Origin of the sequence: Aeromonas veronii bv. veronii (assembly GCF_000820225.1) — a bacterium.
Classification (GTDB): domain Bacteria; phylum Pseudomonadota; class Gammaproteobacteria; order Enterobacterales; family Aeromonadaceae; genus Aeromonas; species Aeromonas veronii.
In genome coordinates, this window is record NZ_CDDK01000026.1 from 1 (window position 1) to 11,477 (window position 11,477).

Here is an 11,477-nt window from a genome sequence, read left to right on the forward strand (position 1 = left end):
CGGCCGCGGCCGTGCCGACAGCGAAGGGGATATCAACCTCGGTGAGGGGCGGGCGCGTTGGTGGGCGGGCCAGAGCGAAGATGTACGGGCCGGATTGGCGGAGGATAGCCGCTATTTCCTCCATCAGGCGCTCTCCACCCCCTGTCTCGATCTGCTTGAGGGGGCGCAGGGGAGCTGGTTGACCAGCGTATCGGGCAAACGCTATCTCGATTTTCACGGCAACAGCGTCCATCAGCTGGGCCACGGTCACCCCAAGGTGGTGGCCGCGGTGCAGCAGCAACTCGCCAATCTGCCGTTCGCGCCCCGCCGCTACACCCATCAGGTCGCCATCGACTGCGCCCGCACCCTGGCCGAGTTGGCCCCGGGCGATCTCAACCGGGTGCTGTTTGCCCCCGGCGGCAGCGAGGTGGTGGGGATTGCCCTGAAGCTCGCCCGTTTCATCACCGGCAACAGCAAGGTGGTGTCCCTCTGGGATGCCTTTCACGGCGCCTCCCTCGATGCCATCTCGGTCGGCGGTGAAGCCTGTTTTCGCGCTGGTATGGGCCCGCTGATGGCCGGAGTGGAGCGCATCCCGCCGCCCACCCGTTATCGCGGTGTCTGGTACCGCGGGGAGGGGGATGACCTGCACTACGCCGATTATCTGGAGTACGTCATCGAGAAGGAGGGAGGCATCGGCGCCTTTATCGCCGAGCCCATCCGCAACACCGATGTGCAGGTGCCCTCGAAGGCCTACTGGCAGCGGGTGCGGGAGATCTGCGATCGCCACAAGGTGTTGCTGATCGTCGACGAGATCCCCAATGCCCTGGGCCGCACCGGCCACTGGTTCAGCTTTGAAGAGTTCGGCATCGAACCCGACATCATCTGTCTGGGCAAGGGGTTGGGGGGCGGGGTGGTACCGTTTGCCGCGCTCATTACCCGCGACCGTTTCAATCAGGCCGCAGCCATCTCACTCGGTCACTACACCCACGAGAAGAGCCCTATCGGCTGCGCGGCGGCCCTCGCGACCATCGCGACCATCCGCGAAGAGGGGTTGCTGGCAAAAGCGCAGGAGGATGGCCGTTTTATGGCGGCCGAGCTCGGCAAGTTGGCCGAACGTCACCCGCTGATCGGGCAGGTGCGCGGTATCGGCCTCCTGTGGGCACTCGATCTGGTGGTCGATCACCGGAGTCGCACCCGCAACAGCCAGGCCGCCGAGCGGCTGCTCTACCGCTGTCTGGAGCTGGGGCTCAGCTTCAAGGTCTCCCAGGGCAACGTTATCCAGCTCTCGCCACCGCTCAATATCGCCCGCGCCGATCTGGTGCGCGCCATCACCATTCTCGATCGCGCCCTTGGCGAGATCGCACTTTCACTGAAACAGGAACACCACCATGACTGACTTGCAGATTGCTGTAGATCCGATCACCGACGTAGAGGCGCTGATCCTCGACTGGGCCGGCACCGTCGTCGATTTCGGCTCCTTCGCCCCCACCTCCATCTTCGTCGAGGCCTTCGCCCGCGCCTATGACTTTCCAGTGACCCTGGACGAAGCGCGCCAGCCCATGGGCCTTGGCAAGTGGGATCATATCGCCGCGCTGGGCCGTCTGCCCTCGGTGGATGCGCGCTGGCAGGCTCGCTTTGGCCACCCCATGAGCCACGCCGAGGTGGACCACATTTATCACACCTTTATGCCGCTGCAGATTGCCGCCGTGACCCGCTTTGCCACCCCCATCCCCGGTGTGCTGCCGGTGTTGGACGCTCTGCGGGTGCAGGGGATGAAAATCGGCTCCTGCTCCGGTTATCCCCGTCCGGTGATGGAGGCGCTGGTACCTGCTGCGGCCGATCACGGCTACCGCCCGGATCACTGGGTCGCCACCGACGATCTCAAAGCCGGTGGTCGCCCCGGCCCCTGGATGGCGCTGGCCAACGTAATTGAGCTCGGAGTGAGCGCGGTGCATCGCTGCATCAAGGTGGATGACGCCGTACCCGGCATCAGCGAAGGGCTTAACGCTGGCATGTGGACGGTGGGGCTGTCTGTTTCCGGCAACGAATTTGGTGCCACCTGGGACGAGTTTGCCGCCATGAGTGAGGCGGAGATCGCCGCCCGGCGCGCACCGGCCGAGGCCAAACTGCGGGCGGCGGGGGCACACTATGTGATTGATACCCTGGCCGACATCGCCCCGGTTATCGCCGATATCAACCGTCGTCTGGCCGCTGGCGAGCGGCCGTAGGCCATCGGTGGGGTCTAACAAAAGCGCTTGGCTGGCTTGAGATACAACACGCCCCCATCCGGGGGCGTGTTGCATTTACAGGGGGAAGCCGCGCGCGGTCAGCGGATATCGATCCGCATCAGGGGAGAGGGGGCGTTGTCGACAAAGTGGTGCCAGATATGGTCGTAGAGTGCCTTCTGGCCGGGGAAACTCACCAGCGCCTTGGCCTCGGCCAGGGAACACCAGCGATATTCGGTGTGCTCGTCGTTGAGGGTCACCGCCTGATTGGGCGGGCAATAGACCACAAAGACCGGTACCACCTCCACCGTATTCAAGCTCGCCTCGTAAAACTGCTCCAGATACTGGCCGTTGTAGAGTTCGGTGACCCTGATCCCCGTCTCTTCGCCAAACTCCCGAATAATGGTCTGCCAGCCGGTTTCACCCGCCTCTACTGTGCCTGCCACATGACACCAGAAGTCCCCCTTGACCCGTTTCATCACCAGCAATTTGGTTTCGCCATCGACAGTGGTAAGGGCAACGCCAGAGACGGCCTTGCAGCGAATGGGGATCATGATCTTCTCTCCGGGTTTGGGCTCTGTGATAGCCACGAACAGTGTGAAGGCGTGTTAATTGAAATACGCCTCGGCGGGTAGGCCCATGACCTCTATTTCATTCAGTCCATTTTTGGCCAGATAGTTGGTCACCAGATTGAACCCCACCCAGTAACCGGCATATTTGGGAAATGGCCGGTTATCACGGCAGTAGAAAAAGTCTAAATAGTTGAACTGCTTGCTGGATAGATGGGGCGTCATCTCTGCCAGGAGCGATTGCCAGTCATGGTGATGAGACTCCTTGAACAGCGAGGGGAGGGTGCCACCATTGAACCTCTGCTCAAAGTAGCAGGCCAGTCCTTCAAAAATCAGGTTTTCGGCCAGTGTTTCTGCTTCCACCTTATTCTTCTTTTGCACGATATGGTGGACTTCGTGGGCCAGCACGGCAGGCAATTCGGTGATGATCACCTCTTTGATATCAGGCCGTTCCAGATCAAGCTGGAGTTCTATCCGATACATGTTGATGGCCCAGCCACCGATACCCGAATCGGGAGCATCCCCCTCGGCAAAAGGGCTGAAGGTGACATCCAGTTGGGAGAGATCGAACAAGGAATTCAATTTGTGCGCCGTCTCGGCAAAAACGTGCGTAATGGTGTCATCGAGCTCATCGAATTTGCCTGAGTCGTTTAACAGGGTGAGTTGCATCCAGACATCCTTGTCTATTGAAAGAGAGTGCTGAGCCACTTGCGTGGTCGCGGCGCCATATCACCACGATTACCCTCTTTCAATCAAGGGGTTACCCGCCCATTATGCTTGCCGTCTGGATCGCCTCGATCAGTGCAGCCCGGTTGATGCGAGGGCGTTCGCCATCGAGCAGTTGCTGCCACAGGGCAATGGCCTGGCTGTAGCGGCCATGCAGGAAGTGATCGGAGGCCAGCAGCATCAGGGCGCTCACTTCCCCCGCGTCCTGCTTGAGGGCGCTCTCCAGCAGGCGGGTTGCCTCGGAAGTTAGCTGCTGGCCCGCCTGATAGTAGAGCACGGTGGCTTGGGCGGCTTGAGTCGCCGCGCTGGCGCCCCCCTCCAGCAGAGCGAGACGCTGGTAGGCGAGCAGGGCGTTGTCATATTCGCCCCGATAGAGATAGAGCTGGCCGAGCGCCGTCCAAGCGTCGAGATCGGCGGGGCTGCGCTGAAGCTTCTGATGCAGACTCCCCAGCTCCTTGTCCTGCAGATCCCGCGGGCTCAATCCCGCCAGCGGGTCGGGACGGGATGCATAATCCTGCCATGCCTGATAGCGGCCGGTGCTGAGATACACAGCGGCAACGGCCGCGATGGCCAGGAGGCCAAGCAGCAACAAGGCCTGCCCGTGCCGGTTATTGCGGCCGCGATTGTTATGCTGGCTGGCCAGTTGCGCGCGCAGGGCCAGCTCAGCCGCCGGGATGGTGTTGGCCAGGCGGGCGGCGCTTAGCTCCCTGTAGAGTGGCTGGTCGGGGGAGAGGCCTGCCTGCTCCCCGTGCATGATCAGCAAATTCAATTCGCTGCGCAGATCGGCGGCGGGTTGAGGGGGGGCCTCAACGATGGCCTTAACGGCAGGGATGGGTTGCGCCTTTGTGCGCGTCAGGCGGCGAAACAGGATCAACAGCGCCAGCCCCAACAGCAGCAGGGGGCCGCCCCACAGCAGCGCCGTGCTGCTCTTGAAGGGGGGATCGTAGCGGACGAAATCACCGAAGCGCTCCGTCATGCGGGCGATCACCTGTTCATCAGACTGCCCCTCGTCTACCCAGCGGTATACCTCGAGTCGCAGATCCCGCGCGATGGGGGAGTTGGACTCCACCAGATTCTGGTTCTGGCACTGGGGGCAGCGCAGGGCGCGGGCCAGCTCTTGCGCCCGATTTTGCAGCTCGGGGTGGCGAAACTGATAGGTGTCGACCCCGCTGGAATATGCAGTTGCACTCAGCAGCATGCCGAGGGCCAGCAGGGCGCAGGCAAGAGAACGGCACATCATGGCTGTGTCTCCCGAGCTGATGTTGCAATAGACGGCGCAATTGCGGGTGCCGTTGTGGCGGCCTTGAGCTGCGCATCCGTTCGCGCCTGGTCGAGCAGGGGAGCAAACTGACGTTGCCAGATCCCTTTGGTTAGCTCGCCGGTATGGCGGGCTAGCAGGGCACCATCGGCATCAAACAGATAGGTCTCAGGCGTGCCGTAGACGCCGAGCTCAAGGGCCAGTTTGCCGTCAGGGTCGGCCAGCACAGCGCGATAGGGGTTGCCCGCCTGGATAAGCCAGGCGCGGGCCGCATCCCCCTTGTCCCGGTAGTTGAGACCATAGAGGGGCACTGTGCCCGCGAGCTCGCTGAGCAACGGATGCTCGGCGCGGCAGTTGGCGCACCAGCTGGCCCAGACGTTAAGCACAAAGGGCTCCCCCTTGAGGCTGGGGGTCTGGATCGGACGCCCATCCAGCAGATTGTCGCTCTGCCACACAGGCAGGGTGCGCCCGAGCGTCGCCTCATCCTGGCTGTAGGGATTGTTGCCAAGGCCGAGCCAGAGCAGGGCGCCGAGGCCCAGGGTCAGCAGCAGTGGAACAAAGAGGCGCAGGCGGGATCTCATAACGCCTCCTGTTCGAGCTGGTGATGGGAGGTGCCAACCGCAACGGAACGAGAGGCTAGCAAAGGGCGACGGGCGAGCAGGCGCAGGGTGCCGCCCGCCATCATCAACAGGCCGCCGAGCCAGATCCAGCGCACCAGCGGCTTGTAGTGCAGCCGCATGGCATAGGCATCTGGCCCCATCTTCTCACCCAGCACCACGTAGAGATCGCCGAACATTCCCCACGCAATGCCCGGTTCGTTCATGTTCATGGTGCGAACGCTGTAGTGGCGCCGCTCCGGCGTCAGCCGCGCCACCTCTTTACCGTTCTTGTGCACGCTAAGTGTGATCCGCTCGGCGGTATAGTTGGGGCCGATCACCGGCTCGCGCCCCTCATAACGAAACTCGAACGCGCCGAGCTGGTAGGGCTGGTTGGCACTTAGCACTGTGCCTCCTTCCTGACTTTGGTGACTCACCTGCGCGATGCCAAGGGCGCACACCGCCACCCCGAGGTGGGCCAGCAAGCTGCCAAACCGATTGAGGGTGAACTCGCGCAGCAATGTCGGTTGCATGAGCGGGAGTAACAGACTGGCCATCAGCCAGAGGCTCATCATATTGGCGAGGATGCCAATCCAGCTACCGGAAAACGATCCCTGTTCCAGATAGGCAAGGCTAAGCAGCCCGCCGCCAAGCAGGCCAAACAGCGGCGGTAACAGAGCGTTTAGTCGGCAATGTGGCGCAAGCTGCTGCCAGCGCAGGCGCGGCAGCTGGGTCATCAGCGCCATCATGCAGAGGGCCAGCGGCACGAAGATGGAATTGAAATAGGGGGCGCCCACCGAGAGCGAGCCCAGATGAAGCGACTGGAACACCATGGGGTAGAAGGTGCCGAGCAGCACGCTGGCGCAGGCCACGCAGAGCAGCAGGATGGAGGCGCCGAGCAGCCCCTCCTTTGACAGCAAGCCAAAGCGGGCATAGGGGGCGCGAATGTCCGCCCGCAGGGCAAACAGGGTGAGGGCGCAGGTCAATAGCAAGCCGAGCAGTAACAAGAGGGTGAGGCCGCGGCTGGGGTCCACCGCAAAGGCGTGTACCGAGGTGAGCACCCCGGAGCGCACTACAAAGGTGCCGAGCAGGCTCAAGGCGAAGGTAAAGATGGAGAGCAACAGCACGGCGTGGCCGTAAGCGCCGCGCTTCTCGCAGACAATCAGGGCGTGCAGCAGGGCAGTGCCGAGCAGCCAGGGCAAGAGGGAGGCGTTTTCTACCGGATCCCAGAACCACCAGCCGCCCCAGCCGAGCTCGTAGTAGGCCCACCAGGAACCTAGCACTATGCCGGCGGTGAGAAACACCCAGGAGCCGAGCGCCCAGGGGCGGCTCCAGTGGGCCACGGCGCCATCCAGTCTGCCCGAATGGAGCGCCGCCATGGCGAAGGCGAAGTTGACCGCAAAGCCGACGTAACCGAGATAGAGCAGGGGCGGGTGGATGATAAGGCCGATATCCTGCAGCATGGGGTTGAGATCGCGCCCCTCCAGCGGCCCCGGGAACTGGCGGTCAAACGGGCTGGAGAAGATCAGGGTATAGAGGGCGAAGAGCCCGACGATCAGCCCCATGATGGCCAATACCCGAGTTGTAATCAGCGGATCGACCCGCCTGGAGCAAAGGGCCACCAGAGCGCCCCACAGCCCCAATGCAAAGACGAAAAAGAGCATGGAGCCTTCATGGCCGCCCCATACCGCCGCCAGCTTGAAGCCCAGCGGCAGGGCGCTGTTGGCGTGTTGAGCCACATAGCTGACGGTGAAATCATCCTGGCCAAAGCAGCTGGCGAGCAGCAGCAGGGCAGCCCCCAGCAGGATGGCATTGATCAGCGCCAGCGGCGTGGCGCAGCGCAGCAGAGTTGGGGAGGCGAGTCGCAATCCCAGCCAGGGCAGGGTGCCCTGCAGCAAGGAGAGTGCCGCCGCCAGTAGCAGTGAGAGATAGCCAAGCTCCGCCAGCACATAACCTCCGGTTCAATCTTTGATCTCATTCATGTCATGACACACACGCCGCGTTGTCTCCCTTTGGCGGAGAACATTGCCAAGCAACGGGTGTGGCATCACCAGAAATTCATTGGGCCAGCAACAAGCCAGCGCCAGTCACCCGAATGGCGGCTGGCGCTGGTGATCATACCGTTATACGACCGTCATTTGACCGGCATAAAGCACGAAGTAGCGCAGCAGCAGGATCCCCACCAGGGTCAGGCTGCAGACCAGCACCAGATGGCCGTTTCGCTCCCGCAGGGGCGCCGGGGTCAGCAGGGCTAGCAGCTGGGGCAGCAGCATGCCGATGCCCACAACGCCGAGCCAGAACACCTGAGCCCAGAAGCCGCTGCCGATGGCGGCCCACATCGCCACCTCTTTCTGGCCGCCACCGAAGTAGAGGCCGGTAAAGAAGCAGACCAGCAGCAATACCTCCACTGCCAGCACCGGCCGCTCGAAGCGATGCACAAAGCCCACCCCCTGGCTGTGGTGATTCTCCTTGAAGAGCGTCACCGCCAGCAAGATGGTGGAGGCGATGCCGGAGCTGATGCCCGAGACCAGAAACAGCACTGGCAACACCGGGTTGTTCAAGAGCGGATAGGTCTTGAGCGCCGAGAGCAGAAAGCCGGTGTAGGCCCCCAGCAGCACGGCGAGCAGCAGCAACAGCGGCGCCAGCAGCCGCTCGATGCGGGCGAGCCAGCCAATCAGGCCATCCACGAAGGCGAACTTCTCCTTGAACAGGTGCCCGCGCAGCCTCTCGATCTCGGTGCGAAATACCACCGCCAGCCAGGCGAACAGCACCGCCATATAGAGCTGGAACAGCATGACCCCCATCGACATCACGGAGTCGAACTGGTAGTGGAACATCAGCTTCCAGAAGGTCCAGGGGCGGGCCAGATGGAAGATAAGGATCAGCAGCCCCAATATCACGCTCGCTGGCGCCAGAATGGCGGTCGCCTTGATGATGCCGCTCTCGCTGCCTGCCCCCTTACGGCGCAGCAGCACCGAGAGGGTGGTGGCCCCGGCGGAGATGCCGAGCAGGAACAGATAGATGGCTATGGGCCAGTCCCAGACAAGGGAAGGGAAGTGAAATGCGTCATGCAACATGATCCATTCCTCCCTCTGTTACTGCGGTAGATGGCGATCGGACAAATCCCCAGACAAGGGAGGGAAAATAAAATGCCGCTTGCATGGTCATGACGTTATCTCCCCTTTGGGCACGCGGTACATCTTGGGCGAGGTGCCGAGCGCCTGCTTGTAGCGATAGGTGGTCTCCTTCACCAGCCGTTGGGAGATGGGGCTGTCCGGATCATCCAGATTACCGAACACCAGCGCCTTGGTGGGGCAGGATTCCACGCACGCCGGCTCCTTGCCCGCCGCCAGGTTGGTCTTGCGGCAAAAGTCGCATTTGTCCGCCACTCGGGTGACCGGGTTGATAAAGCGCACCTGATAGGGGCAGGCGGCGAGGCAATACATGCAACCGACGCAGAGATCCGCGTTGACATCGACGATGCCATCCTTCTTGCGGATATGGGAGGCGCCGGTGGGGCAGACATGCACACAGGGGGCGTTGTCGCAGTGCTGGCAGGACTTGCGAAAGAAGCGGTACTCGGCGTCGGGAAATTCACCGATGGGGCCTGAACGGATGATCTCGAGGCGCGAGACCCCTTCCGGTACTTTGTTCACTTCCCGGCAGGCATCCATGCAGGCGGTGCAACCGATGCAGGCCGTCTCATCGTGGATCATGCCATAGCGTATCCCGTCGATGGTCTGGCTGTGGGCAAGGGGAGTGGCAAGGGAGCGAGTCGGCCCCGTCATCATGATAAGGGCCCCCGCGCCCATGCCCGCCATAAAGTCACGGCGAGAGCAGCTCATGATGCCTCCTTGCCGGTAGCCGGTTTGGACTGCTCCTGCCGGGCCTTGCTGGCCTCATGCTGCTTGCTGTGGCAGTCGACGCAGAGCTTGATGCGGGATTTTTCCGGGATCCCCACCATGAGCTCCTTGGCCGGATGCAACTGGTGACAGCTGGTGCAGGTGAGCTTGGTGGCGTGCACGTCGTGGGCCCAGAGCGCCTCGCGCAGTGGTTTGGGCTCGTGGCAGCTCATGCAGACCCCGTTCTGCTCGCTGATGGGATAAAGCTTGATGCTCTCTTTATCCTTCAGGCTGTGGCTAAAACGCATCACATCCTTGACCCCTTCCCGGTGCTGGGGGGAGGGCTGGCCGTGGCAGTTGGTGCAGGTCACCGGCTTGAGGTTGTTGGGATTGGTCGCCTGACCATGCTTGCCGTGCATCCCCTCGCTCTGCTCCTTGTGACAGTCGGTACAGGCCTTGTCGGGATTGCGTAAAAATTCCACCTCATGTGTAGCTGGAACAGGGGCTGCTGCCGACTCGGCCGCCTGACCCTGCAGGCTGGTGAGCAGCATGGCTGCCATCAGCATCAGTCGTAAAAAATCCATCGTTAAATCACCCATAGGAAGCCTCCATCCGCTGCGGGCCTGGTCTGGCCGGGCCCGCAGGCGCCGTTACTGTGCCAGCCGTCCGGCCGCTTTGGCCTCGGCATCCCAGGCGGGGACCGTGGTCTTGAGGAACTGGGCCTTGTCGCTGTTGAACTGCTTCATATCCATGCCAAGGGCAGCTTGCGCTTTCTCCTTGGTGGAGATGTCGGGGATGGCGATCTCGTGGCTGATCCCCTTGCTGGCCAACAGGCGCGCCAGCTTGGTGCGGGCGTCAGCGGCTTTATCCAGCGCGCTGCCAAGTACCTTGAGGGCCACTTCGGGGGCGTGCATCTGCACCCCGTGGGAGGCGATGGCGTAGTCCCAGCGCCACTGGGCGTGACGGATGTCCTGCAGAATATCCTTCATCTCTGCCTCGGTGGCGCCGGCATCCCAGGCCGCCTTGGCTTCAAAGTGGGCGTGTACCAGCTGCTTCTCGACCTTCAGCTTGGTCTCGATCACCGCCTCTTTGCGCTGTTTGACAATCCCTTGCAGCATCTCCTTGCTCTGGGTGTGGCAGTTGCGGCAGGTCTGCTCGAAGCGATCGAAGGGGTTACCCACCTTGTGATCGGTGTAGACCTTGCCCTGCTCGTTCTGCACTTTGGGCATGTGGCAGTCGACACAGGCGACGTTGTTCTGGCCGTGAATGCCAGCGCGCCAGGTTTCGTACTCGGGGTGCTGGGCTTTGAGCATGGGGGTTTTGGAGAGGGCATGGGTCCAGTCGGCAAAGCCGATTTCATCGTAATAGGCCTCCATCTGCTCAACCGTGGTGCCCTTGTCCCAGGGGAATTTGACCGCCTTGGTGGGGCCGCTGAAGTAATACTCCACGTGGCACTGGCCGCACACCTGGGACTGCTGATCAAAGCGCCCCTGCTCCTTGAACGGCTTGCCGATGGCGGTCATGGCCCGATCGGCATAGGGACGGGAGAGGTGCAGGGCAGGTTTGCCCTCCTTGAACTCCTTCGAGGCGGTATCGTGGCAGTCGGCGCAGCCGATGGTGTTGACTACTTCCGGCCCGCCTTTTGCCCACATCCCCTTGAAGTAGCCATCCTCACCCTGCTCGTCGATGACGCGGGCCACATCCGGGCCTTTGCAGCTCCAGCAGGCCATGGGCAGGGGGCCATCTTCGGCTGTTTTCGGGGCGCCGGTACGCAGGGTTTCGCGCACATCGGTCAGCGCATAGAAGTGACCGCGCGGCTTGTTGTAATCCTTGGAAAAGGGGTAACCGCCCCACAGCACCACCATATTGGGATCTTCCGCCAGCGCGTCGGTGCGTTCCTTGCTTTCGCTGGTGGCTTGCCAGCTGGTGAACTGATCGGCGTGATCCTTGGCGAACAGCTCGCTGCGCGCCTCTATCTTGCCCTTGGTGGTTGCGTCATCAGCCAGTGCCCAGCCGCTGGCGCCAAGGCTGGTAGTCAGCAGCAGGGCGGCGAGGCCCAGTTTGATATGCCTGTGTTGTGAACCCACGTTTATCACTCCCAGATAAATGTTTTGGTCTCGTCTGACCCGTTCCATCTTGGTGTGGATTTTCTCCCCGTCGGGCGGGGTGGGCAGACATTCGCTTGCGGGTGAATAAAACCGCGCAATATGTGATTGCTCGAGGGTTACCCTAACAAATAGGTAAATTTAATGATGATTTATCGGAGGGAGAGTTGTGCCAGA

The 11,477-nt window shown here is 62.0% G+C and carries 11 protein-coding genes; 2 read left to right on the forward strand and 9 right to left on the reverse strand.

Annotation, left to right across the window (positions count from 1 at the left end; all coding sequences use genetic code 11):
- Together BN1139_RS11300 and phnX are read left to right on the forward strand one after the other, a co-directional pair.
- The coding region (locus BN1139_RS11300) for an aspartate aminotransferase family protein (protein WP_041980464.1) at window positions 1-1,375 on the forward strand (1,375 nt) is incomplete at its 5' end.
- Complete coding sequence (phnX, locus tag BN1139_RS11305) at window positions 1,368-2,207, forward strand: phosphonoacetaldehyde hydrolase (protein ID WP_005352489.1); 840 nt, start codon at window positions 1,368-1,370, stop codon at window positions 2,205-2,207. The genes BN1139_RS11300 and phnX, both read left to right, overlap by 8 nt.
- 98 nt (window positions 2,208-2,305) lie before the next feature.
- On the opposite strand, the gene BN1139_RS11310 is transcribed toward phnX, so the two are convergent.
- The 9 genes from BN1139_RS11310 to nrfA form a co-directional block, all read right to left on the reverse strand.
- The gene (locus tag BN1139_RS11310) at window positions 2,306-2,758 is read right to left on the reverse strand and encodes an NUDIX hydrolase (RefSeq protein ID WP_005352485.1); all 453 of its coding nucleotides are present in this window, start codon (window positions 2,756-2,758) and stop codon (window positions 2,306-2,308) included.
- A gap of 54 nt (window positions 2,759-2,812) precedes the next feature.
- Window positions 2,813-3,442 carry a DUF2268 domain-containing putative Zn-dependent protease gene (locus BN1139_RS11315; protein ID WP_005352482.1) on the reverse strand — a complete coding sequence of 210 codons (630 nt, stop codon included), beginning with the start codon at window positions 3,440-3,442 and terminating at the stop codon, window positions 2,813-2,815.
- A 91-nt stretch (window positions 3,443-3,533) separates the two neighbouring features.
- Window positions 3,534-4,739, reverse strand: a complete 1,206-nt coding sequence (gene nrfF / locus BN1139_RS11320) for a heme lyase NrfEFG subunit NrfF (protein WP_005352477.1) — start codon at window positions 4,737-4,739, stop codon at window positions 3,534-3,536.
- Complete coding sequence (locus BN1139_RS11325) at window positions 4,736-5,338, reverse strand: DsbE family thiol:disulfide interchange protein (RefSeq protein WP_005352475.1); 603 nt, start codon at window positions 5,336-5,338, stop codon at window positions 4,736-4,738. Before BN1139_RS11325 ends, nrfF begins: the two co-directional genes overlap by 4 nt.
- Window positions 5,335-7,302: a heme lyase NrfEFG subunit NrfE gene (nrfE, locus tag BN1139_RS11330; protein WP_005352472.1), complete on the reverse strand. Its 1,968-nt coding sequence runs from the start codon at window positions 7,300-7,302 to the stop codon at window positions 5,335-5,337. Before nrfE ends, BN1139_RS11325 begins: the two co-directional genes overlap by 4 nt.
- Before the next feature lie 174 nt (window positions 7,303-7,476).
- Entirely contained in the window at window positions 7,477-8,430 is a 954-nt protein-coding gene (gene nrfD / locus BN1139_RS11335; protein WP_005352469.1) for a cytochrome c nitrite reductase subunit NrfD, read from the reverse strand.
- Window positions 8,431-8,517: 87 nt separating this feature from the next.
- Window positions 8,518-9,198 (reverse strand): cytochrome c nitrite reductase Fe-S protein, encoded by a 681-nt coding sequence (gene nrfC / locus BN1139_RS11340; RefSeq protein ID WP_005352467.1) that lies wholly within the window; start codon window positions 9,196-9,198, stop codon window positions 8,518-8,520.
- Window positions 9,195-9,794, reverse strand: a complete 600-nt coding sequence (nrfB, locus tag BN1139_RS11345; RefSeq protein ID WP_005352464.1) for a cytochrome c nitrite reductase pentaheme subunit — start codon at window positions 9,792-9,794, stop codon at window positions 9,195-9,197. Before nrfB ends, nrfC begins: the two co-directional genes overlap by 4 nt.
- Window positions 9,795-9,845: 51 nt before the next feature.
- Complete coding sequence (nrfA, locus tag BN1139_RS11350) at window positions 9,846-11,282, reverse strand: ammonia-forming nitrite reductase cytochrome c552 subunit (RefSeq protein ID WP_005352462.1); 1,437 nt, start codon at window positions 11,280-11,282, stop codon at window positions 9,846-9,848.
- Between the last annotated feature and the right edge of the window lie 195 nt (window positions 11,283-11,477).